Source organism: Bacillus yapensis (assembly GCF_005280205.1).
GTDB classification, from domain to species: domain Bacteria; phylum Bacillota; class Bacilli; order Bacillales; family Cytobacillaceae; genus Robertmurraya; species Robertmurraya yapensis.
The window spans coordinates 259,870-283,952 of sequence record NZ_SUND01000003.1 but is presented as its reverse complement, the minus strand read 5'-3'; the positions used below and the strand labels follow the sequence as shown (position 1 = coordinate 283,952).

26 protein-coding genes and 1 other annotated feature are annotated in these 24,083 nt (G+C 39.3%); of the genes, 24 read left to right on the top strand and 2 right to left on the bottom strand.

All coding sequences use genetic code 11. From position 1 onward, the window contains the following. Positions 1-5 precede the first annotated feature (5 nt). Entirely contained in the window at positions 6-503 is a 498-nt protein-coding gene (locus FAR12_RS05790) for a hypothetical protein (RefSeq protein WP_126407271.1), read from the bottom strand. 160 nt (positions 504-663) lie between these two features. On the opposite strand from FAR12_RS05790, the gene FAR12_RS05785 reads away from it, so the two are divergent. Genes FAR12_RS05785 through FAR12_RS05765 form a run of 5 tightly spaced genes read left to right on the top strand, consistent with a single transcriptional unit; the run spans position 664 to position 4,387 of the window. After that, a complete protein-coding gene (locus FAR12_RS05785) occupies positions 664-1,434 on the top strand; it encodes a hypothetical protein (protein WP_126407269.1) in 771 nt (256 codons plus the stop codon). Positions 1,435-1,439: 5 nt separating this feature from the next. Then, complete coding sequence (locus FAR12_RS05780) at positions 1,440-1,811, top strand: GntR family transcriptional regulator (RefSeq protein WP_126407267.1); 372 nt, start codon at positions 1,440-1,442, stop codon at positions 1,809-1,811. After that, entirely contained in the window at positions 1,808-2,494 is a 687-nt protein-coding gene (locus FAR12_RS05775) for an ABC transporter ATP-binding protein (RefSeq protein ID WP_126407266.1), read from the top strand. Before FAR12_RS05780 ends, FAR12_RS05775 begins: the two co-directional genes overlap by 4 nt. Before the next feature lie 14 nt (positions 2,495-2,508). Then, positions 2,509-3,435: an ABC transporter ATP-binding protein gene (locus FAR12_RS05770; RefSeq protein WP_126407264.1), complete on the top strand. Its 927-nt coding sequence runs from the start codon at positions 2,509-2,511 to the stop codon at positions 3,433-3,435. Beyond that, positions 3,428-4,387 (top strand): ABC transporter permease, encoded by a 960-nt coding sequence (locus tag FAR12_RS05765; RefSeq protein WP_126407262.1) that lies wholly within the window; start codon positions 3,428-3,430, stop codon positions 4,385-4,387. The genes FAR12_RS05770 and FAR12_RS05765 overlap by 8 nt, the downstream gene beginning before the upstream one ends. A 38-nt stretch (positions 4,388-4,425) precedes the next feature. Here the strand turns inward: FAR12_RS05765 and FAR12_RS05760 are convergent, their stop codons facing one another. After that, a complete protein-coding gene (locus FAR12_RS05760; protein ID WP_170972117.1) occupies positions 4,426-5,688 on the bottom strand; it encodes a replication-associated recombination protein A in 1,263 nt (420 codons plus the stop codon). A gap of 242 nt (positions 5,689-5,930) precedes the next feature. Here FAR12_RS05760 and FAR12_RS05755 point away from each other — a divergent pair, with 242 nt between their 5' ends. From FAR12_RS05755 to FAR12_RS05670, 19 genes are all read left to right on the top strand, one after another. Continuing rightward, entirely contained in the window at positions 5,931-6,620 is a 690-nt protein-coding gene (locus FAR12_RS05755; RefSeq protein ID WP_126407258.1) for a YczE/YyaS/YitT family protein, read from the top strand. Beyond that, positions 6,617-7,036 carry a cysteine metabolism transcriptional regulator CymR gene (cymR, locus tag FAR12_RS05750; protein WP_126407256.1) on the top strand — a complete coding sequence of 140 codons (420 nt, stop codon included), beginning with the start codon at positions 6,617-6,619 and terminating at the stop codon, positions 7,034-7,036. The genes FAR12_RS05755 and cymR overlap by 4 nt, the downstream gene beginning before the upstream one ends. Positions 7,037-7,298: 262 nt before the next feature. Further along, positions 7,299-8,444, top strand: coding sequence for a cysteine desulfurase family protein (locus FAR12_RS05745; RefSeq protein ID WP_126407254.1), 1,146 nt, complete (start codon positions 7,299-7,301; stop codon positions 8,442-8,444). A 38-nt stretch (positions 8,445-8,482) separates the two neighbouring features. Then, positions 8,483-9,598 (top strand): tRNA 2-thiouridine(34) synthase MnmA, encoded by a 1,116-nt coding sequence (mnmA, locus tag FAR12_RS05740; protein WP_126407252.1) that lies wholly within the window; start codon positions 8,483-8,485, stop codon positions 9,596-9,598. Positions 9,599-9,687: 89 nt separating this feature from the next. Then, on the top strand, positions 9,688-10,347 hold the full coding sequence (locus FAR12_RS05735) for a tetratricopeptide repeat protein (protein ID WP_126407250.1): 660 nt from the start codon (positions 9,688-9,690) through the stop codon (positions 10,345-10,347). 38 nt (positions 10,348-10,385) lie between these two features. After that, the gene (gene recD2 / locus FAR12_RS05730; protein WP_126407248.1) at positions 10,386-12,806 is read left to right on the top strand and encodes an SF1B family DNA helicase RecD2; all 2,421 of its coding nucleotides are present in this window, start codon (positions 10,386-10,388) and stop codon (positions 12,804-12,806) included. An 86-nt stretch (positions 12,807-12,892) separates the two neighbouring features. Continuing rightward, positions 12,893-13,021: a hypothetical protein gene (locus tag FAR12_RS23930; protein WP_281275635.1), complete on the top strand. Its 129-nt coding sequence runs from the start codon at positions 12,893-12,895 to the stop codon at positions 13,019-13,021. A 75-nt stretch (positions 13,022-13,096) separates the two neighbouring features. Beyond that, positions 13,097-13,567, top strand: a complete 471-nt coding sequence (locus FAR12_RS05725) for a PRC-barrel domain-containing protein (protein ID WP_126407246.1) — start codon at positions 13,097-13,099, stop codon at positions 13,565-13,567. Positions 13,568-13,594: 27 nt separating this feature from the next. After that, complete coding sequence (locus tag FAR12_RS05720) at positions 13,595-13,786, top strand: hypothetical protein (RefSeq protein ID WP_126407244.1); 192 nt, start codon at positions 13,595-13,597, stop codon at positions 13,784-13,786. Between the two features lie 15 nt (positions 13,787-13,801). Next, entirely contained in the window at positions 13,802-13,933 is a 132-nt protein-coding gene (locus FAR12_RS05715; RefSeq protein ID WP_126407242.1) for a YrzQ family protein, read from the top strand. Between the two features lie 91 nt (positions 13,934-14,024). Then, on the top strand, positions 14,025-15,101 hold the full coding sequence (locus FAR12_RS05710) for an AI-2E family transporter (RefSeq protein ID WP_126407240.1): 1,077 nt from the start codon (positions 14,025-14,027) through the stop codon (positions 15,099-15,101). A gap of 70 nt (positions 15,102-15,171) precedes the next feature. Beyond that, positions 15,172-15,384, top strand: a binding site (T-box leader). Between the two features lie 51 nt (positions 15,385-15,435). Beyond that, positions 15,436-18,069 (top strand): alanine--tRNA ligase, encoded by a 2,634-nt coding sequence (gene alaS, locus FAR12_RS05705; RefSeq protein WP_126407238.1) that lies wholly within the window; start codon positions 15,436-15,438, stop codon positions 18,067-18,069. 104 nt (positions 18,070-18,173) lie between these two features. Beyond that, positions 18,174-18,443, top strand: a complete 270-nt coding sequence (locus FAR12_RS05700; protein ID WP_126407236.1) for an IreB family regulatory phosphoprotein — start codon at positions 18,174-18,176, stop codon at positions 18,441-18,443. 4 nt (positions 18,444-18,447) lie between these two features. Then, entirely contained in the window at positions 18,448-18,864 is a 417-nt protein-coding gene (gene ruvX / locus FAR12_RS05695; RefSeq protein WP_126407235.1) for a Holliday junction resolvase RuvX, read from the top strand. Positions 18,865-18,876: 12 nt separating this feature from the next. Then, the gene (locus FAR12_RS05690; protein WP_126407233.1) at positions 18,877-19,164 is read left to right on the top strand and encodes a DUF1292 domain-containing protein; all 288 of its coding nucleotides are present in this window, start codon (positions 18,877-18,879) and stop codon (positions 19,162-19,164) included. A gap of 477 nt (positions 19,165-19,641) precedes the next feature. Next, positions 19,642-20,769 (top strand): endolytic transglycosylase MltG, encoded by a 1,128-nt coding sequence (mltG, locus tag FAR12_RS05685; RefSeq protein ID WP_126407231.1) that lies wholly within the window; start codon positions 19,642-19,644, stop codon positions 20,767-20,769. Positions 20,770-21,044: 275 nt separating this feature from the next. Beyond that, entirely contained in the window at positions 21,045-21,680 is a 636-nt protein-coding gene (locus tag FAR12_RS05680; RefSeq protein ID WP_126407229.1) for an O-methyltransferase, read from the top strand. Positions 21,681-21,685: 5 nt separating this feature from the next. Next, complete coding sequence (locus FAR12_RS05675) at positions 21,686-22,615, top strand: peptidase U32 family protein (protein WP_126407227.1); 930 nt, start codon at positions 21,686-21,688, stop codon at positions 22,613-22,615. Positions 22,616-22,808: 193 nt separating this feature from the next. Next, positions 22,809-24,080, top strand: a complete 1,272-nt coding sequence (locus FAR12_RS05670) for a peptidase U32 family protein (RefSeq protein WP_126407225.1) — start codon at positions 22,809-22,811, stop codon at positions 24,078-24,080. Positions 24,081-24,083 lie beyond the last annotated feature (3 nt).

The following is a 24,083-nucleotide window of genomic DNA, read 5'->3' as shown; positions in this document are numbered from 1 at the left end:
ATTTTTTAATGCACGCTCCGCTCACCAATAAGCTCTTGTGATTCATTTAGTACTTTTGCAAACGTTTCGTATTGTTGAAGGAGTTTTTGATAGTTTTCTTTCTTCTCTAGATAGATTTTTTCAAGCGAAGTTTTCTTTTCTAATAAGTGGCTCCGTTCTTTAAGAAGTGCCTCTTTCTCATTCGTGTCTTCATCAGTTGACCTATTTTCCTTTAATTGTTGTAAAAAAAGAATAACCTTGTCTAAATCGAGCTCTGGAGTAGAGGTTTGTACGTATTCCTTAGGAGGTGGAAGCTGTAGCTGTGTTGAGGCGGTGGAAGGCACTTCTGTTTCATTTAAGACATGATTCCAACGGTAACCACAAGCAGCAGAAGTCCTACCTAGTACACTGGCTGCTCTTTTAAAGGCTGCTGTTTTTGTCGCACCCATTTGAATATGCTCTAAAACGATACTTCTGAGCATTTGATTTTCTTCTTCGGTCCACTTATCCTTTCTACTTTTCACATCATCACTCCTTACAAAAAGTCTTTTTATTTAGCGTCACCGAAGGTCGAGAATTCTATGTGAATGGAATTTATTACAAATAATGTTTGTGTTTTGAAAAATATTAGTGTACTATTTAACTAGAACACTAAAACACTAACACGAGGGTGGAGGTTAAAAAATGACAGCTTTTAAGGGCCTGTACATAAAAGACTTAAAATTATCTTTCAATGGATTTATTATTGGTTTATTTTTGATCTTTTTTGCGATGATTGCTTCATTTGCGCTAAAAGAATACTTTGCTGAACCTAGCATACCAGCGATAGTCTCGTTCATCATCATCGTATTGCATGTCTTTTATTTACCGGCAAATCTCTTTACTTCCTTACAAGTTGAAGCTCAAAGTCAATTATGGCTACATAATCCAAATCGTGGCTGGAAGCTATTTTTAGCAAAAATTGCGGCAGGTATAACTTATTTTGTCGCTTCTTTACTAGTATCCATTATTCTTGTAAAGGTTTTTATTGTTAGAACGGAATACTTAGGAGAATTTATCGGCTTATCAGAAATGCTCAGTGACCATCTATATATTATGGCTGGAGGGATGTTCCTATCATCCATCTATTTTACGGTATGGTTGCTTTTTTACTGGACGCTCTACCATGCTTTAAAAAGAATACCTATTCTAAATCAAATACGTTGGTTTGTTTTATTGATTGTCTGGTTAAGTGTCACAATTCTTGGGAATTTGATTAGCAAGATCCCGGCCGTTCAGGATTTTAAAGAAATGGGAACAATTAATTTCCATGATTTTACTAAAGAATTAGGAGAAAACACGATATTCCCTGAAACAGCTGAACTTCACTTAACAAGTATCATCATCTCTATTCTGATTACAGTCGGCGTTTTCTTAACATCGGTTTGGATTCTAGAGCGGAAAGTTGAGGTGTGATAAATATGGAGGAATTCCAGGCATCTAAACCGATATATTGGCAAATTGTTGATAGAATTTGTCATCAAATTGTTAGAGGGGAAATACAACCGGGGGAGAAACTTCCATCTGTTCGAGAAATGGCCATACAAACAGGGGTAAATCCTAATACGGTTCAAAGAACTTATAGCGAATTGGAGAGGATGGCAATCGTGGAAACAAAGCGTGGGCAGGGCACATTTGTCACTGAAGCGAAAGACATCATTAGTGAGCTGAAATCAAGATTACAGAAAGAAATCATTGAAGTTTTTGTAAAGAACATGAAAGAGCTCGGTTATACGAAAGAGGAGATGATTAGTGGATTGAAAAACTTCGAGGAGAAGGAGGACAGAGGATGATTTCATTTGAGCATGTCACAAAAAAGTATGGTCGTGAAACAGCATTGAACGATGTATCTTTCACACTCGAGAAAGGGAAAATTTACGGATTTTTGGGACCAAACGGCAGTGGGAAATCTACTTCCTTAAAAATGATGGCTGGTCTTGTATTCCCATCTAGTGGAACAGTATCTGTTAATGGAAAAAAAGTAGATCGCAAAATAGCTGCTGATATTGCCTATCTTTCAGAATTAGATTTCTATTATTCTGCTTTTACTGTGCAAGACATGATCAATTTTTCAGCAAGTCAAGTTTCAGACTTTGATTGGAAAAAAGCAGAAGAGTTAGTGGCATTTATGCAACTAGAGCCAAATAAAAAATTAAAGCAACTTTCAAAAGGAAATCGAGCTAGATTGAAACTAGTTGTTACTTTAGCACGTAATACACCTATTCTACTATTAGATGAACCATTCTCCGGATTGGATCCAATGGTAAGGGAATCGATTGTCAAAGGGCTCTTATCCTATATCGATTTTGCGAATCAAACCGTTGTCATTGCAACCCACGAAATTGATGAAATCGAAATGCTATTAGATGAGGTTATTGCCATTCAGAATGGAGCTATTCGGGCGATCGAAAATGTAGAAGAGTTGAGAGAAACAAAGGGACTATCTGTGATTGAGTGGATGAAACAAATATTTTGAAGAGGAGTAGTGCGATGAGTGCAGTAGTAGAAATTCAAAATGTGACAAAAAAAATCAAAGGGAAAACGATTATTGATCAAATTAGTTTTGACGTACATCGGGGAGAAGTATTTGGTTTTCTTGGCCCAAACGGAGCCGGAAAAACAACAACGATTCGAATGATAGTAGGGCTCATGGGAATTACGGACGGTGATATCAAAATAGCTGGAAACAGCATTAAAACTGATTTTGAAAAGGCAGTAAAGCATATTGGCGCAATCGTAGAGAATCCAGAAATGTATAAATTCTTGAGTGGTTACGATAACCTTGTTCATTTTGCTAGAATGTCTTCCGGTGTTGATAAGAAGAAAATTGCCGAAGTTGTAGAACTAGTCGGTTTGACCGATCGAATCAAGGATAAGGTAAAAACATATTCACTTGGGATGAGACAGCGTCTTGGACTGGCACAATGTCTTCTTCACGACCCTGATATTTTGATATTAGATGAACCAACAAATGGTTTAGACCCTGCCGGTATTCGTGAAATTAGGGATCATATTCGTATGTTAGCAAGAGAACGAAATATGGCTGTCATTGTCTCGAGTCACCTTTTAGCTGAAATGGAAATGATGTGTGATCGGATCGGAATTATTCAACAAGGGAAGCTAGTAGATGTTCAGCTTGTACATGATTTTGTCAATGGCGTAGAGAAGGTTTTTGAATTTGAAATTAGTTCAGGAGAGAAAGCAATCGAAATTCTAAAACCTACATATCCACATATCAGCTTCGAATTGACATCTTCTGGCTTAGCAGCGACTATCCAGAAGGAAGACGTCCCACTTGTGGTAAAAAGTCTTGTTAACGAAGATATTCTAATCTATGGAATCCACGAGATTACGAAATCGCTAGAAGATCGATTCTTAGAGGTCACTACGGAAAAAGAAGGTGTTTTACATGTTTAAGTTAATTCAAAATGAACTTTTAAAGATATTTAAGCGACCTGGAACCTTTGTCATGATTGGCTTACTCATTTTGATAACAACGGTAGCAGGTGCTTTTATCAAATTTCAATCAAGTGGGGGCACAGTCCCAGATAATACTGAGTGGAAGCAAGGGCTACAGATGGAAAATGCGGACCTCAAGAAACAGATGGACGAATTGGAAGGGCAAGTTCCTGCTGCAGAATTAACCTATTATAAAGAACAAATCGCTGTTAATGAATACCGTATTGAGCACAATCTCTCTCCAAATGTAGACTATTCTGTTTGGGAGTTTGTAACAGATCTGCTTCCTATTATTGAATTTGCTGGTATGTTTACGATCATTATTGCTGCTGGAATTGTTGCGAGTGAGTTTAATTGGGGAACGATTAAGCTTCTATTAATTAGACCAATTAATAGAGGGAAAATTCTAGTTAGCAAATATGCAACTATACTAATATTTGCTCTGATTCTATTAGCTGTAACCTTTGCTTATTCGTCTCTATTAGGCTTAGCCCTATTCGGAGCGCCAGATACATCGAATCCATATTTGAATTATCATCAAGGAACGGTAAAAGAGCAAAGTATGTTTGTCCATCTTGTTATCACTTATGGTTTGCAATCGATTAGCATGATCATGCTAGCGACAATGGCTTTCATGATATCGGCTGTTTTCCGCAACAGTTCCCTTGCCATTGGAATATCTCTATTCTTGATGTTTACTGGCTCACAAATTACAATGCTTGTTGCAATGAAATTTGATTGGGCTAAATATATTCTGTTTGCTAATACTGACCTAACTCAGTATTTTGAAGGGCAACCTCTTGTAGAAGGAATGACATTGACGTTTTCCATTATCATGCTCGTCGTCTATTTTGCAATCTTCCAGTTCTTAGCACATTTTGTGTTCAAGAAAAGGGATGTGGCGGCTTAATAAAACAAGAAAAACCGCATCCGTGCGGTTTTTCTTGTTTATTTTTTTGAAAGCTTCTCATACACACTAGCCAAAGCTTGCTCAAACTTTCCAGTTGTCTTTGGTGCGTAATATTTTTTATTTTTAATCCGGTCAGGAAGGTATTGTTGCTGCACCCAACCATTTTCATAGTCATGTGGATATAAATAATCTATGCCTCTTCCTAGCTCGCTCGCGCCTTTATAATGGGCATCCTTTAAATGATCTGGTACCTCGCCGCTTATTCCTTTACGAATGTCAGAGATTGCCTGATCAATCGCCATAATGGCAGAGTTCGATTTCGGTGACAAGCATAGTTCGATGACGGCATTTGCTAGAGGTATTCTAGCCTCAGGGAACCCAACTCGTTCGGCGGTTTCTATTGCAGCTAAGGTTCTTGCCCCGGCTTGTGGACTTGCTAGACCGATATCCTCATAGGCGATTACGAGCATTCTTCTACTAATACTCTGTAAATCTCCTGCTTCAATTAATCGACCTAAATAATGGAGGGCAGCATTGACATCGCTACCTCTAATCGATTTTTGAAAGGCTGAGAGAACATCGTAGTGTCCGTCTCCATCTTTGTCATGGGTAAAGCTTTTCTTTTGCATACATTCCTCAGCTGTTGCGAGGTCGATACAAGTAATTCCATCTTCATCTTTTTCAGTCGAAACAACAGCGAGTTCTAACGCATTAAGAGCGCTTCTCACGTCACCGTTCGAGGAAGTTGCAAGATGACTTAAAGCGTCCTCTGAGATCTCAATCTTGTAATCACCTAATCCTCTTTCTTCATCTTCGATTGCTCGCTTCAATGCTTGGACAATTTCTTCTATCTCCAATGGTTTGAGTTCAAAAATTTGACAGCGACTACGAATGGCTGGATTAATCGCATGATATGGGTTGCTCGTCGTTGCTCCTATTAAAACGATTGAGCCATTTTCTAAGTGTGGGAGAAGGAAATCCTGTTTTCCTTTATCGAGGCGATGGACCTCATCAAGGAGTAGGATGACTTTGCCTGACATCTTAGCTTCTGCGGCGACAATTTCCATGTCTTTTTTATTGTTAGTTACGGCATTCAGCATTCTAAAAGCAAACTTTGTACTGCCTGCGATGGCACTAGCGATGGAGGTTTTCCCAATTCCAGGTGGTCCGTACAATATCATCGAGGACAGTTGCTTTGCTTTTACCATTCGATGAATGATTTTACCTTCACCGACAAGATGCTGCTGCCCAATTATTTCATCGATTGTTCGTGGTCTCATTCGAAAGGCAAGAGGTTTCATACTCATCTTGATCTCTCCATTTTTCACATTAGTTTTCTTTTACCATAACATGAGACGACTAAATTTGCATTTGAAACAAAATGAAGACAGACTTCTACATTAACTTACACCTTCATGTTATGCTATAATGGCAAAAGCCTATCAAATTAATCAGGATTTTGATAATATTTATATCGATAGAGGGATTTCATTTTTATAAGTATAAGAAATGAGCCCTAGGTAAAAGAATGGGGATATCACCAATGAGTATTCGAAAAAAAGGTCAAGTGGGGCCAAGGTTTGTCATTTATCTTTTAGGATTGTTGGTCATGGCACTAGGCTTAGTTTTGTTAATTCAAGCTGATTTAGGGGCAACACCATGGGATGTCTTCCATGTTGGACTGTTTTATCAGTTTGGACTCACAATTGGTAGTTGGTCGATCATTGTAGGAGTTGGGATTTTAACTGTGGCATCCCTTATCTCGAGAGAGTTTCCGCAAATCGGCGCATTTCTCAATATGATTTTAGTTGGTATCTTCATTGATATGTATTTACTTATTCCGTTTCTTGAAACTCCTGAAGGATTAATAGGAAGAGTCACTATGTTTGTCGCAGGAATTCTTCTTAATGCTTATGGAATGGGACTTTACATATCGGCTCAATTTGGAGCGGGCCCAAGGGACAGCTTAATGATTGCCTTAACAGCAAAAACAGGCTGGAAGGTTCGAAATGTAAGAGCTGTTATGGAGGTTCTTGTCTTATTTGTCGGATGGCAGCTAGGAGGACCGGTTTTCTGGGGAACGATATTTATTTGTTTAATGATTGGCCCGCTGGCGGGAATTTGTTTACCACAATGTCAACGATTCACTGATCGTTGGTTGAATAGATTAAAAACTAAACAGATCATATATGATCAATCACAAAATGATTCTAAACGAGGTGCGAGTTTATGAAAATTTCTACGAAGGGCCGTTACGGTCTAACGATCATGATTGAACTAGCGAAAAAGCATGGAGAAGGACCTGTCTCTTTAAAAGCAATTGCACAGGCAAATGATCTTTCTGAGCATTATTTAGAGCAGCTTATTGCCCCATTAAGAAATGCGGGACTTGTAAAAAGTATACGTGGTGCGTACGGAGGCTATGTATTGGCTAATGAACCTGCACAAATTACTTCAGGAGATATCATTCGCGTTCTGGAAGGACCGATAACTCCAGTTGAAGGAATTGAAGACGAAGAACCAGCCAAAAGAGAGCTGTGGATTCGAATTCGTGATGCAGTAAAGGATGTTTTAGAGAATACAACTCTTGAGGATTTAGCAAATCATACGGACCGTGGCGAGTCTGATGCATATATGTTTTACATCTAATCCAGGCTGTTGACAAACGCTCGCTTTCTTCGTCGCTTCGCCTTGTCCGGTGCTCATTACCTACTATGGTAACTCCGCTCCTCCCAAGGCTTTGCTCCTCGAAAGACAAACGTTTTCAATCAACCTGGAGTGTTGATTTATATAATTGTTTTATCTCTATGGCTCTCTATTTAAAGAGGCCTTATTTTTTGTAACCGATAAGTAAGTTCGTTAAAATCATTGGAAATAGTAAGTTTAAATGGAAAGTTAGTAGGTGGAAGATTTGGAACGGATATATGTAGATCATGCGGCGACAGCCCCTATGCATCCAAAGGTAATTGAGACAATGACGAAGGTAATGACCGAGCAATTTGGGAATCCTTCGAGCATCCACGCTTTTGGTCGGGAAGCTAGGCATTTAGTCGATGAGGCAAGAGCACAGTTGGCAAAGAGTATTGGTGCTTTTCCTAACGAAATTATTATTACAAGCGGGGGAACAGAGGCGGATAATTATGCTCTAACGGGCGTGGCAGAAGCCAATAAACAGAGCGGAAAGCATATCATTACGACTGTCATTGAGCATCATGCTGTCCTTCATACATGCCAGCAGCTTGAAAAAAGAGGCTTTGAGGTTACGTATTTACCAGTCGATGAACAGGGCCTTGTGTCTGTTTCAGATGTAAAAAAGGCTTTGCGTGACGATACAATTTTAGTATCAATCATGTACGGAAATAATGAAGTAGGAAGCTTGCAGCCGATCCGAGAAATTGGGGAGTTGTTAAAAGAGCATAAAGCTATATTCCATACTGATGCTGTACAAGCATATGGATTAATGAGCATCGATGTGAAAGAGTTGAATGTTGACCTGTTAAGTGTCTCTGCTCATAAGATCAATGGACCAAAGGGAATCGGTTTTTTATATGTGAAAAAAGATGTTAAGCTAGCTCCGCTTTTATTCGGTGGGGAGCAAGAACGAAAACGTCGTGCTGGTACGGAAAGTGTTGTTTCGATTGCTGGGTTTCAGGAAGCAGTTAAGATTGCTCAAGTAGAGAGAGAAGACAAGGTTAAACTTTATCGAGAATTCAAGGAAATTCTTGTGAATGAGTTGAAGAAATCACAAATTGATTTTTCCATAAACGGATCACTTGAAAATTCACTCCCACATGTTTTAAACTTAAGCTTTCCTGGTACTGATGTTGAAGCAATGCTGGTAAATTTAGATTTGGCAGGTATTGCCGCATCAAGTGGTTCTGCATGTACTGCGGGAAGCATTGATCCATCACATGTATTAGTGGCGATGTTCGGTGAAAAATCCGAGAAATTGCGTAATTCTATCCGTTTTAGCTTCGGATTGTATAATACAGTCGAGCAAGTTCACAAGGTTGCAGAGACAGTAGCAACAATTGTGAAGCGACTAACAAATAGATAAGATGAGAAATAATAGGTAAGTAAGTGGGGTGAAGGAAATTGAAAAAGGATCCAAAAGATACACGCGTTGTTGTCGGAATGTCTGGTGGTGTGGATTCATCCGTAGCGGCATTACTATTAAAGCAACAAGGCTATGATGTTATCGGGATTTTCATGAAAAACTGGGATGATACAGATGAATTTGGTGTATGTACAGCAACCGAAGACTACGAAGATGTGATTCGTGTATGTAACCAAATCGGCATTCCTTATTATGCTGTGAATTTTGAAAAACAATATTGGGATAAAGTATTTACTTATTTCCTTGAAGAATATAAAGCTGGACGCACTCCGAATCCAGATGTTATGTGTAATAAAGAAATTAAATTTAAAGCATTCCTTGAGCATGCGATGAATTTAGGAGCAGATTATTTAGCAACGGGACACTACGCGAGAGTAGCGGAAAGTGATGGCGAAGTAAAAATGCTTCGAGGGATTGATGAAAATAAAGACCAAACGTATTTCTTAAATCAATTATCGCAGGAGCAGCTTGAAAAAGTTATGTTCCCGATTGGTGATATTGAGAAATCTAAGGTTAGAGAACTCGCAAAAGAAGCGGGCTTAGCCACTGCTACGAAAAAAGATAGTACAGGAATTTGCTTTATTGGTGAACGCAATTTCAAAGAGTTTTTAGGTAATTACTTACCTGCACAGCCAGGAAATATGGAAACTCTTGAAGGGGAAGTTGTCGGTAGTCACGACGGTCTCATGTACTATACAATTGGTCAACGTCATGGATTAGGAATTGGCGGACAAGGTGAGCCGTGGTTTGTTATCGGAAAAGATTTGAACCGAAATGTTCTTTTTGTAGGACAAAGCTTCCATAATGACAAGCTTTATTCCGATTCCATTATCGCGACAGATATCGGCTGGGTATCCAATAAAGCTAAGCCTCAGGTGTTCGAGTGTACGGCTAAATTCAGATATCGCCAACCGGATAACAAAGTGACCGTCCATCTTCTAGAGGATGGGAAGGCGAAGGTCGTGTTCCACGAACCAATTCGTGCCGTTACTCCAGGTCAAGCAGTTGTCTTTTACGATGGCGATGAGTGCCTTGGTGGTGGTACCATTGATGAAATTTTCAAAGATGGAGAACGCCTTACTTATGTAGGGTAAAAATAAACATAAGCCTCGATTCAATCATATGAGTCGAGGTTTTTATATGAAATTTTTGTGTTATACTTTTTACAATGGAGCGTGAAAACATGGACAAAAATCAACAAGGTATTCAATATATGCAAGAAGGAAAATGGGAAGAAGCAGCGAAGATTTTCATGGAAGCGATTGAAGAAAATCCAACGGATGCGGTTTCCTATATTAATTTTGGGAATGTTCTTGCTGCGGTAGGTGAAAACGAAAAAGCTCTAGACTTTTTTGAAAAAGCGATGGGGCTTGATGAAAATGCCGCTGCTGCATACTATAGCGCAGGAAATCTTTATTTTGAAAATGACAAATTAGAAGCAGCAAAAGATATGTTTGAAATGGCGATGCAAAAGGGCTTAAATTCAAGCGATAACTATTTTATGCTTGGATTAACTTTGGCTCAGCTTGAGCAGCCAAAATTAGCGTTGCCATACTTACAGCGCAGTGTCGAACTCAATGAAGAAGATGCAGAAGCTCGTTTTCAATATGGTCTATGCTTAGCTGGCTTAGAGCTTATTGATGAAGCAATTGTTCAATTCAATGAATGTGTAAAAATTGACGAAAATCATGCAGACGCATACTACAATCTAGGCGTCGCTTATGGATATAAAGAGGATGGAGAAACGGCTCTAGCGATGTTTGAAAAGGCGTTAGAGGTACAACCAGATCATATGCTTGCAGGCTATGGTAAAAAGCTAATGGAAAAAGGTTCACTCGAATAGGTGAAATGTAATTTAGAGCTAGAAAGGGGGAGAAGACTTTGGCAGAGCAGGAAAAGCTCGATTTATTTAATGAGGAGAGCAAGTACATAAAGGGTCGACACCTTGTAACGATTTTTCATAATGAGCAAAATCTGTATACGGTACTACGAATACGCGTAGATGACACGAATGAAAATTATGAAGATAAAGAAGCGGTCATTACTGGATATTTCCCAAGGGTTCATGACGAAGAAACGTATATCTTTTACGGGCAAATGAAGGATCATCCGAAGTTTGGGCTACAGTTTCAAGCTGAGCACTTTCGTAAGGAGCTTCCACAGACAAAACAAGGTGTCATTGCTTATTTATCTGGGGAATTATTCAAAGGTATCGGAAAAAAAACAGCCGAAAATATCGTCGATACGTTAGGGGAAAACGCGATTTCCAAAATTTTGACTCAACCTTCGTTATTAGATAGTGTGCCAAAGCTCCCTTCTGAAAAAGCCAAGGAATTATATGATACGTTAATGGAGAACCAGGGTCTAGAGCAAGCAATGATTGCCCTTAATCAATATGGCTTTGGTCCGCAAATTTCCATGAAAATTTATCAGGCCTACAAGGAGCTAACACTTGATGTCATTCAGTCGAATCCTTATCAGCTTGTTGAAGATGTTGAGGGTATCGGCTTCAGTCGAGCAGATGAATTAGGATTTCAGATTGGGATTTCTGGAAACCACCCTGACCGTATTAAGGCAGGCTGTTTGTACGTCTTAGAAAATGAATGTCAGCAAGCAGGTCATGTGTATATCCCGGCGGAAGAACTACTGGTTAGCGTAAAAGCCCTGCTCGAAGATAACAAGCGTGATGAAATTGAGTTTACCGATATTTCGAATGAACTTGTGAAGCTTGCAGAAGACAAGAAAATCATTATTGAAGAAAAAAGAATTTATTTGCCATCCTATTATTATTCAGAAAAAGGTTTAGTTAGGAATATAAAACGTGTTCTTCAACAAAAGGAATACGAGGATCAATTTCCTGAGTCGGAATTTCTGTTAGCCCTTGGTGAACTGGAAGAAAGATTAAAGGTGCAGTACGCTCCTTCCCAAAAGGAAGCGATTCAGACTGCATTAATGTCTCCAATGCTTATTTTGACAGGTGGTCCAGGAACCGGGAAAACTACGGTTATAAAAGGGATTGTTGAATTATATTCAGAACTTCATGGTTGTTCATTAGATCCGAAGGATTATAAAAATGAAGAGCCATTCCCATTTCTGTTAGCGGCACCAACAGGTCGGGCTGCCAAGCGAATGACCGAATCAACAGGGCTACCAGCTGTAACGATTCATCGTTTGCTCGGATGGAATGGAGTAGAAGGTTTTAGTCGTAATGAAGACGATCCACTAGAAGGAAAAATCTTGATTGTCGATGAAACATCGATGCTCGATATTTGGTTAGCACATCAATTATTTAAGGCGGTGCCAGAGCATATTCAGGTGATTCTTGTGGGAGATGAAGACCAGCTTCCTTCCGTAGGTCCTGGCCAAGTGTTAAAGGATCTTCTTGAGTCAGAACGAATTCCAACGGTAAGGTTAACGGATATTTATCGGCAGGAGGAAGGCTCATCGATTATTGATCTTGCCCATAGTATTAAAAAAGGGCAACTACCTGACGATATTTTGAAGCCTCAACGAGATCGCTCCTTTATTCGGTGTGGACCAGCGCAAATCGGAGAAGTTGTTCAGAAGGTAGCTGAAAATGCAAAGAAAAAGGGCTATACATCAAAGGATATTCAAGTGCTTGCGCCGATGTACAAAGGTCCCGCTGGAATTGATAAGCTCAATGAAATTGTGCAACAAATCTTTAATGCAAATGATGATGGCTCTCGTAAAGAGCTTAAGTTTGGGGAAGTGAAGTATCGGATCGGGGATAAAGTGCTTCAGCTTGTCAATCAACCAGAGAATCATATATTCAATGGCGATATTGGGGAGATTGTTTCGATCTTCTATGCAAAAGAAAATACTGAGAAAGAGGACATGGTCATTGTCTCTTTTGACGGAATTGAAGCGACCTATACACGTGGGGATTTAACTCAAATTACACATGCTTTTTGTACCTCTGTTCATAAATCCCAGGGAAGTGAATTCCCGATTGTTATCCTTCCGGTGGTTAAGAGCTATTACCGAATGCTTCGCCGGAACTTGATTTACACGGCGATTACAAGAAGTAAACAGTCCCTTATTTTATGTGGGGAAGAAGAAGCACTACGTATGGCTGTTGCCAGAGCTGACGAGCAAAGTCGACTCACGACTTTACAGGATAAGCTGAGGGAAGCGATTGAAAAAACGGGTGAGCAGAAATCTGGACCTGCAGAGGAAACATCGGACGAAGCTCCGCTTTTATATGAAGACACCATTATGGATATTGACCCGCTAATTGGAATGGAAAACGTAACTCCTTATGATTTTATGGAGAGTGAATAGCAAATAATTTGAATGCCACTTTTGGCATTCTTTTTTTCGTATGGGGACATAGAAAAAATCAAACCTTATAAACAGAGGTGATTCAAATGAATAAAGTAAACCAACAAGCAGCGCCAAATTTAAACTTAAATAAAAAGAATCATGCATTTTCCGAGGAGCTAGCAGATGGAGGAGAAAGAAACGAAATAATAGCCAAGCAAAGAAAGAAGAAGTAACTTGGTAAACCTTACACCTAATGTTTTACCCTTGCCAGTAAAGAATAATAATGTTCGAAAAAGGTGGGGAGGTCTTTGCGGACATTATCATTATTAAAAGGATTGCCTGTATTCGTCACTAGCACTGGAGAAAAATTAGGTACTGTTTTTGACCTATGCTTAGCGGAACACGGTAGAGTAGAAGGATTAATCTTACGAAAGGGCGCGCTCATCAAAAAATCATATCTAATCCCATTTGAAGAGGTATCCTCTTTTGGAGCAGATGGAGTTATGATCGAAGAAACAACGATTTTACAACCGTTAAAGGAGACCTACCAGCTCTTTGAAGGGAAGGAACGTTTAGTTGGAAAACCGTTAGTATCAAGTACTGGGGAAAGCTTAGGTATCCTTGCTGATGTATATTTTCAGGAGGAGCTGGGAACAATTGTAGGGTATGAATGTTCCGATGGCTTCTTTGCTGATATTACAGAAGGAAAACGGGTTGTCAAAACAGATGAACCACCTATGATTGGGAAAGATGCCATCATCGTCAATATTCAACCATGAAAAAATTGTCGTAAGGGGTCTTTTCCAATGTTTAATTGTCCTAACTGTAATAGCAAAGATATCGGTAAGATCGGGATTAATCAATATTACTGCTGGAATTGTTTTATTGAGCTTTCTGTTTCTCATGGAATGATTAACACTCACCAAGTGGAAGAGGATGGCTCTTTAAGTTCTTTAGATGATTTGTTTGATGAAGATGAGCGTCGCTACATTCTGTAGAAAAAAGGTGATTTTGTGAATAAGGCGATAGTCTCGACAATAGCATTTGGAGCAGGAATGGTGGCGTATAGATATGCGCAAAAAAATGACCTATTGTCTCGCCAGGGTATGAAAAAAATCCAAAGAAAAGCAAAAGCGATATTTTAACTAGTTCCCCTTCTGAAGGGGAGCTTTTTGTATTAAAAAAGCATATTTTTTCCCAATTCCTCCCACACTATGTTGGAAGGAGGTAGGAACATTGGATATTCGCTTAAAATGGTTTTATCGACTTGGGTTTCTCCTTCTGCTTTTTTTTGTAATCTATATCTTTTTAAAACTTAAACCTATCTGGCTACCTATTGCACATAATATCGTTCTTATTCTCTCTCCTTTTCTTATTTCAGCATTTATTACCTATCTATTGCATCCGATAGTCGAAAAGCTCCATGAAAGCTTTTTGCCGAGATGGTTAGCCATTTCAATTATTTACTTTTTGTTCTTTGGTGGGCTTGGCTTTGCCATATACAAAGGAATACCTGCCTTTATTATTCAGTTAAGGGATTTAACTGAGAATGCTCCTATTTTGGCCAATCAATATCGCAACTGGATTAGATTAATTCAACAGCAAAGTTCTGAATGGCCAGAAGGCGTCCAAGATATGATTGATCAGGGAATCCTTGCCGCAGAAACGACACTTGACCGTTTATTGTCAAAAGCTTTAGCTATACTACTTTCAATTGTCAACTCGATTTTAATTATTGCCCTTATTCCGTTCATTACGTTTTATATGCTGAAGGATATCAATCTTATTAAAAAATCAGCTTGGTATTTAACCCCTAGAAAATGGCGGAAAAGCGGGATCCGATTTTTACACGACGTAGATGAATCGTTAGGTGGCTATATAAGAGGGCAAATTCTTGTTGGTGTGACACTTGGATCGATAGCTGCTCTATTATTTTGGATTGTAAAAATGAAGTATCCACTGCTCCTCGGTTCGATCGTGGGAATTACAAATATTATTCCTTATTTTGGAGCGATCATTGCCTTAGTACCAATCATTATCATAGCCGCTACGATGTCAGTTAAAATGGTCATCACCTCGTCGATTATTGTTCTAATTTTACAATTTACAGAGGGGAATATTCTTTCTCCGCTTATTGTTGGAAAAAGCCTACATATGCATCCATTAATGATTATGTTGGCCCTTTTAGCAGGTGGAGAGCTTGGAGGAGTAGTCGGGCTTATCGTTGCTGTGCCCATTCTTGCTATCATAAAAGTCAGCCTTGTTCATGCAAGAGACCATTTTATCCAGGCAAAAATAAAGACAGAAGACTAATTTGTGCTTACAAGATTGACAAATCCTTTTTTGTATCGCTATAATTGCGTCTATAAGGAAAATGTAATAGGTAAACATGTTGAAGGAACGAGTATGTTGCAGACCGTCTGAAGAGAGGAATTTCCGAGGCTGAAAGAAATTCTAGATGAAGGGTAACAGAAAGCTATTCCAGAATGCAGGTAAAAGCCTGCCGTAACTCCCAGCGTTAATGGGATTTGAGAGATGAATGAGGCTTTTCATTCGTAATCAGGGTGGTACCGCGAGCATAGTTCTCGTCCCTGTTATGGATGAGGGCTTTTTTATTTGCAAAAAATTACAATTAGGAGGAAAAATGATGAAGAACTTGACTGGCGCTGAAATTCGTCGTATGTATCTAGATTTCTTTAAGGAAAAAGGACATTCTGTTGAACCAAGTGCACCACTTGTACCACATGATGATCCATCTTTGCTTTGGATTAACTCTGGTGTAGCAACTCTGAAAAAATATTTTGATGGACGTGTGATTCCTGACAATCCTCGTATTACGAATGCGCAGAAATCCATTCGTACAAACGATATTGAGAACGTTGGAAAAACAGCTCGACACCATACATTTTTCGAGATGCTAGGAAACTTTTCAATCGGTGATTATTTTAAAGAAGAAGCGATTGAATGGGCGTGGGAATTCTTAACTTCTGAAAAATGGATTGGCTTTGACCCAGAGCGTTTATCTGTAACGATCCATCCAGAGGATGAAGAAGCATTTGAATATTGGAGCAAGAAAATCGGTGTTCCTGAAGAACGTATTATTCGTTTAGAAGGAAACTTCTGGGATATTGGGGAAGGTCCAAGTGGACCAAACACAGAAATTTTCTATGACCGTGGTGAAAAATATGGAAATGACTTGTCAGATCCGGAACTATATCCTGGTGGAGAAAATGACCGATACTTAGAGGTTTGGAACCTTGTGTTCTCTGAATTCAACCATAATCCAGATGGAACATATACGCCGCTACCAAAGAAAAACATTGATACTGGAATGGGTCTTGAGCGTATGGCCTCTGTAGTTCAAGACGTACCAACAAACTTTGATACGGATTTGTTTATGCCGATTATTCGTGCAACGGAAGAAATCTCAGGCGTTCAATATGGAGAAGGCAAAGAAAGCGATGTAGCATTCAAAGTTATTGCTGACCATATTCGTACGGTTGCTTTTGCTGTTGGAGATGGTGCGCTACCATCAAATGAAGGTCGTGGCTATGTTCTTCGTCGCCTTCTTCGTCGTGCTGTACGTTATGCTAAACAAATTAATATTAATCGTCCGTTCATGTTTGAACTAGTGCCAGTCGTTGGTGAGATTATGGCTGACTACTATCCTGAAGTGAAAAACAAAACAGACTTCATTCAAAAAGTCATGAAGAACGAAGAAGAGCGTTTCCATGAAACACTTCATGAAGGCTTGAACATTCTAGCTGCTATCATGAAAAAAGAGAAGGAAGCTGGCAGTGACACAATTCAAGGAAAAGATGTCTTCCGTCTATACGATACGTATGGATTCCCTGTAGAGTTAACGGAAGAGTATGCTGAAGAAGAAGGCCTAAAGATTGATCACGACGGCTTCGAAGCAGAAATGGAAGCACAAAGAGAACGTGCAAGAGCTGCTCGTCAGGATGTCGATTCTATGCAGGTTCAAGGTGGCGTTTTAGGAGAAATTAAAGTCGAAAGTAAGTTTGTTGGTTACGACCAGCTTCAAACAAATTCGACTGTTGTAGCTATTGTGAAGGATGGACAGCTCATTAACTCAGCTTCAGCTGGAGAAGAAGTGCAAATTATTCTTGATGAGACTCCTTTTTACGCAGAAAGTGGCGGACAAATTGCCGACGAAGGTACGCTAACAGCTGCTGGGTTGAAGGTTTCTATTAAAGACGTGCAAAAAGCTCCAAATGGACAAAATCTCCATAGAGCCATCGTGGAAGAAGGCACATTGGCAGAAAATGCTCAGGTGGTGGCAACGGTCGATGAGCAAAACCGTAGTAAGGTTATTAAAAACCATACGGCAACTCACCTTTTACATCAAGCATTAAAGGATGTATTAGGAAACCATGTTAATCAGGCAGGTTCATTAGTTCAGTCTGATCGACTTCGTTTTGACTTCTCTCATTTTGGGCAAGTTAAGGCGGATGAGCTCGAACAAATCGAAGCGATTGTGAACGAAAAAATCTGGCGTGGCTTAGCAGTTAATATTGAGTACAAAGGAATTGAAGAGGCTAAGGCAATGGGAGCTATGGCACTCTTCGGTGAAAAGTATGGAGATATTGTTCGCGTAGTTCAAGTTGGTGACTATAGCTTAGAGTTATGTGGTGGCTGTCACGTCCCGAACTCTTCAGTGATTGGTTTATTCAAAATTGTATCTGAGAGTGGAATTGGAGCTGGAACTCGCCGTATTGAAGCGGTAACTGGTGAAGGTGCTTATCAGCAAATGATTGAACAAATCAATGTTTTAAAATCGGCTGGTGAGAAGCTGAAAACAAATCCTAAGGAAGTTGCGAATAGAGTTGATATCCTTCTTGGAGAAATCAAGCAATTACAAAGAGAAAATGAATCTCTTGCTGCAAAATTGGGTAACATTGAAGCTGGAAGCCTTGTTGATAAGGCGAAAGAAATCAATGGAGTAACTGTTCTCTCAGCAAAAATTCAAGGTGTTGATATGAACAATCTACGTAATATGGCAGATGACTTAAAGCAAAAGCTTGGTTCTGCTGTACTTGTGCTTGGAAGTGTTCATGAGGACAAAGTGAATATTATTGCTGCTGTAACAAAGGATTTAAACGACAGAGGCTATCATGCTGGAAAGCTAATTAAAGAAGTAGCAACACGCTGCGGTGGTGGCGGTGGTGGCCGTCCAGATATGGCCCAAGCAGGCGGGAAGGATCCTAATAAATTGGATGACGCTCTTGCTTTTGTTGAGGAATATGTTAAATCCTTTTGATATTAGGACAAAGTAGTGTAAAATGTAGGTAACATCAAGAAGGCTCTTTTCTCACAAGCCTTTAAATATTAATTCGCGTTGAATTTAAAAGCGAGGTGCAAATTATGAGCTCATTTGATAAGACAATGAGATTTAGCTTTCCGGAAGAGCCGTTTGAACATGACGTCAAGGAAGTTCTTTTAGAAGTATATGAGGCTCTTCAAGAAAAAGGCTATAACCCGATAAATCAAATTGTTGGTTACCTACTTTCTGGTGATCCTGCCTATATACCGCGTCATCGTGATGCGAGAAATATTATTCGCAAACTTGAGCGAGACGAAATCATCGAGGAATTGGTGAAGTCATATTTAAAACAACAGCGAGAGGGATCATAAGAATATGCGAACCATGGGACTAGACGTCGGCTCGAAAACAGTTGGCGTTGCTCTTAGCGATGAATTAGGGTGGACAGCCCAGGGCTTAGAAACAATTCGCATAAATGAAGAAAGAAATGTGTTTGGTTTTGAGCAAATTGGTAAAATTATTAAAGAGTATGAGGTAAGCAAAATCGTTGTTGGCTTGCCAAAAAATATGAATGGCACGATCGGACCAAGAGGAGAGGCAAGCTACTTTTTCGGGAATGAATTGGAGAAGCTGTTTGGCCTACCGATTGTTTATTGGGACGAACGTTTAACGACGATGGCTGCCGAGAGAGTCCTTCTTGAGGCAGATGTGAGTCGTAAAAAAAGGAAGAAAGTAATCGATAAAATGGCAGCAGTCATGATTTTACAAGGTTACTTAGATAGTCAAAAATGATGAGGTGACAAAATGAACCACGGTGATAACCATATTACAGTAGTTGATGAAGACGGAAACGAACAGCTTTGTGAAATTCTCTTTACTTTCGATTCAGAGGAATTCGGAAAGTCTTATGTACTTTACTATCCAATCGGAGAAGACGATTCAGATGATGAAGAAACTGAAATCCATGCATCTGCTTTCACTCCTTCTGAAGATAACAACGACGGAGACCTTCAACCAATTGAAACAGAGGAAGAATGGGATCTAATCGAGGAAATGCTAAACACATTCCTAGATGAACAAGAAGACGAATAGGTAAGACAAAAGGTATCGAGAATTTGCTCTCGGTACCTTTTTTGTTGTGTATTAAAAGGTTGATTTCCGCTCCAATTAGCTCCAGTCATTTCTTCGTCGCTCTCAAAATTGTAAAATCTACTTCTTTTAGCTAATACTACACCTATTATCCTGAAAGGTCTTCTCGATAAAAAAGCAAAATTGATTTATAAAAAATGTGCTAGCCATTATATAGTTGATTGGAGCGGAAGGCGTCGACTCCTGCGGGAAAAGCGTGGCAAGGTGAGACCCCGCAAGAGCAAAGCGATGAGGAGGCTCACTGCCCGCCCGCGGAAAGCGACGTCTGGAGCGCAAATCAACAAGCTCCTGGCCATTTTCTTATCGAACTTTTTGATTTTTTGGCTAGTAACTGCGAAATTTAAGGAAATATAGTATAATGATGCGAGATGAGCAAAAAAAGTAGAAAAACATCCACGTTTGTTTATTGGGGGGAACTTGATGGCATCGGAGGAAACAAAAACTAAAAAGGATTATATGCGTGAAAAAATGATAGAACAACAACAAGAAGCCAAAGTAGTACGAAAAATAGTATTAATCATATCCATCGTTTTATTTCTAGTTGTGGCAGGCACACTTACAGGCGGTTACTTTTATATAAAAGGCGCCCTTCAGCCAGTCGACCCATCTAGCAAAAAAGAAAAAACAGTCGAAATCCCAATAGGTTCATCCGTTACGGGAATTTCCCAAATACTAGAAGAGAATGGCATCATCAAAGATGCTAAAGTCTTCAAATATTATGTGAAATTTAAGAATGAATCAGGTTTTATGGCAGGAGAATATGCCTTGACGCCTGCGATGACCTTCCCGGAAATTATCGAAAGTCTAAAAACCGGTAAGCTCATGGAAGAAGTCGTCTTCAAAATTACGTTACCTGAAGGAAAACAACTAAAAGAGATTGCTACGATTATTGCTGAAAAAGCCAATCTTAATAGCGAAGAAGTTCTCCAACAACTAAACGATAAGGCGTTTATTGAAAAAATGATGCAAAAGTATCCGAATTTATTAACGGAAGAAATCTTAGCGGAAAATATTAAGCATCCACTTGAAGGCTATCTTTTCCCAGCTACTTATCCGTACTATAAAGAGGATCCTACTTTAGAAGAAATTGTTTCAGTCATGCTCGACAAAACAGAAGAAGTGATTGAAGAATACTCAGGTGCTATGGTGGAAAAAGAATATACGCCACATAAGCTACTCACGATGGCTTCATTAATTGAAGAGGAAGCGACGGAGAAGATAGAGCGCGATCAAATTGCGAGCGTCTTTTATAATCGAATAGATGTAGGAATGCCTCTCCAAACCGATCCGACGGTCTTATATGCAAAAGGCGAGCATAAAGAAAGAGTGTTGTATGAGGATTTAGAAATTGATGATCCTTATAACACCTATATCAACACAGGCTTGACGCCAGGACCGATTGCCAACGCTGGTGTGTCATCGATTGAAGCAGCTTTAAACCCGGCAGATACAGATTATTTATACTTCTTAGCAGCTCCATCTGGTGAAGTTTACTTCTCCAAGACTTTAGAAGAACATAATCAATTAAAAGCTGAGCATATTAATTAATAAATTAATTCATTAATAATTGATCATTTTGAGGAGTGTCTTTTAGGCACTCCTCTTTTCAATTTTAGTCTGCTTTGAATCATTGTGAATTTATTTGCTTTATGCTAAAATAGTAAAAGTGTTTTATACATCAGTCGATAGCGTGTACCACATGTTTGCTCGATTCGTTTGTCTTACGTCTATGAATCTTGCGGTGTGAACGCTATTTTTTCATGTCTATAGATAATTAATGTTAAAAGTGCTTATGCTCAAAAAGACCTGAGGTGGGGCAGTAAATGAACGGTGAAATACAACAATATATTGAACAGCTAATTCCAAAGAGGTCTGAACTTTTCTCACGTATTGAAAGCTATGCTGTAGAAAATAATGTTCCTATCATGGAGTCGGTGGGAATCGAAGCATTACTGCAGATTTTACGGATACAGCAGCCGAAAAAGATTCTAGAGGTTGGAACAGCAATTGGCTATTCTGCCTTGAGAATGGCAGATGCTTTACCTCATACAACGGTTGTGACCATTGAGAGAGATGAAGAACGTTATACAAAGGCTGAAGAAAATTTTCAATTAGCTAATAAAACGGATAGCATTCATTTAATCAAAGGTGATGCACTTGAAGTCGAGGAGCACGTAAAACAATTGGCCCCTTATGATGCAATTTTTATCGATGCTGCAAAAGGGCAATACAAACGTTTTTTTGAAATGTATTCGAACTATCTCTCAGATGATGGGATAATAATCACAGATAATGTGTTATTTAAAGGACTCGTCTGCGAATCAAACATTGAAAATAAACGGATACGCAGTCTAGTTAAGAAAATAAACGAATTTAATGAATGGCTTATGAGTCATCCAGACTACCATACAGTTATCTTACCGGTGGGAGATGGAGTCGCGATTAGTAAGAAGAGGTGATTAGATTGAAAAAACCTGAATTATTGGTAACGCCCAAATCAGTTGAAGATATTCTTCCTTTATGTGAAGCAGGTGCCGATGCATTCGTTATCGGAGAAGAACGTTATGGATTAAGACTTGCGGGCGAATTTTCACGAGAAGATGTAGCAAAAGCGATCGAACTTGCCCATTCAAAAGGGAAAAAAGTTTATGTGGCTGTCAATGCAATTTTTCATAATGAAAAAATTGAAGAGCTTTATGATTACTTGAAATTTGTCGATGAGGCAAATGCTGATGCAGTTATTTTCGGTGATCCAGCCGTGTTGATGGTGGCAAAGGAAGTTGCACCAGAATTAAAGCTGCACTGGGGTACAGAAACAACGGGAACGAACTGGTACCATTGTAATTATTGGGGACGAAAAGGGGCTAAACGCGCGATCCTAGCCCGTGAGATTAGCATGGATGCAGTCATTGAAATGAAAGAGCATGCTGAGGTCGAAATTGAAATTCAAGTACACGGAATGACAGCGATGTTCCAATCAAAGCGTTCTCTATTAGGGAATTATTTCGAGTATCAAGGAAAAGCGCTTGAAATCGAAAATCGTAAAGAAAACAGCAACATGTTTTTACATGATAAAGAACGTGAAAACAAATACCCTATTTTCGAGGATGCTAATGGAACTCATATTATGAGTCCAAATGATATTTGCATGATCGATGAACTACAAGAGTTTATCGAAGCGGGAATCGATTCTTTTAAAATTGACGGAGTTCTAAAGAGTTCCGAATACATTGAGACTGTGACTAAGCTTTACCGCAAAGCAATTGATCTTTGTGTTGAAGATCCGGACCAATACGAAGACGAAAAAGATGAATTTTTAGCCGAAATCGAAAAAATTCAACCACCAAATCGTCGACTAGACACAGGCTTCTTCTTTAAAGAAACTGTCTATTAATCGAAAAGTGTAGTCGGCTTGATTAGACCCGACAAGCGCTGGAAGGACAGGGGATGAAGTCTGTACTTTGACTTCAACCACTGGCCTGAAGCGACTCGAGGGTCTAGCCGACGGAACTGGACAAAGAAAAGTGTAGTCGGCTTTAATAGAACCGACATGCGCTTAAGAATCATATAAATAAGGAGGTTCACTCATGGCAACAACGATGCAAGATCGAATTTCCAAAATCGTTGATGGCAAACGTGTCATTGTGAAAAAACCAGAGTTACTTGCGCCAGCGGGTAACCTTGAAAAATTAAAAATAGCTGTTCACTATGGTGCAGATGCTGTTTTTATTGGTGGACAAGAGTATGGATTACGTTCAAACGCTGGTAACTTTACATTTGAAGAAATGAAAGAAGGCGTAGAGTTTGCGAAAAAATATGGGGCAAAAATCTATGTAACAACGAATATTTTTGCTCATAATGAAAATATCGATGGACTAGAAGACTATATTTTAGGATTAAAAGAAGCTGGAATTGCGGGAATTATCGTCGGTGATCCTCTTATTATTGAAACATGCCGCAGATTAGCACCGGAAATTGAAGTGCATTTAAGTACACAGCAATCTCTTTCTAACTGGAAAGCTGTTCAATTTTGGAAAGAAGAAGGACTAGAGCGTGTCGTTCTTGCACGTGAAACAAGTGCTGAAGAAATTGAATTGATGAAGGAAAAAGTCGATATTGAGATTGAAACATTCATCCATGGAGCAATGTGTATCGCTTATTCTGGTCGTTGTACTTTAAGTAACCACATGACTGCTCGTGACTCGAACCGTGGTGGATGCTGTCAATCATGTCGCTGGGACTATGACCTCTATGATTTACAAGGTGAAAAAGAAGTTTCTTTATTCTCTGAAGAAGATGCTCCTTTTGCCATGAGTCCAAAGGACTTAAAATTAATTGAATCCATTCCACGCATGATTGAAATCGGAATCGACAGTTTGAAAATTGAAGGAAGAATGAAGTCTATCCACTATATCGCTACGGTTGTTAGTGTGTATCGCAAAGTAATTGATGCTTACTGTGCTGACCCAGATAACTTTAAGATTAAGCGTGAATGGCTTGAAGAGCTTGATAAATGTGCAAATCGTGAGACCGCTTCTGCATTTTTTGAAGGTGTTCCAGGGTATAATGAGCAAATGTTTGGAAACCATAGCAAAAAGACGAATTTTGACTTTGTGGGGTTAGTATTGGATTATGATCCAAATACGCAATTGGTCACATTACAACAACGTAATCACTTCAAAGTAGGTCAAGAGGTTGAATTCTTTGGACCTGAAATTGAAAACTTTACGCAAGTAATTGAGAAAATTTGGGACGAAAAGGGTAATGAGCTAGATGTAGCGCGTCACCCACTCCAAATTGTGAAGTTTAAAGTGAACCAACCGGTTTACCCTAACAACATGATGCGAAAGGAGCTCTAAGAA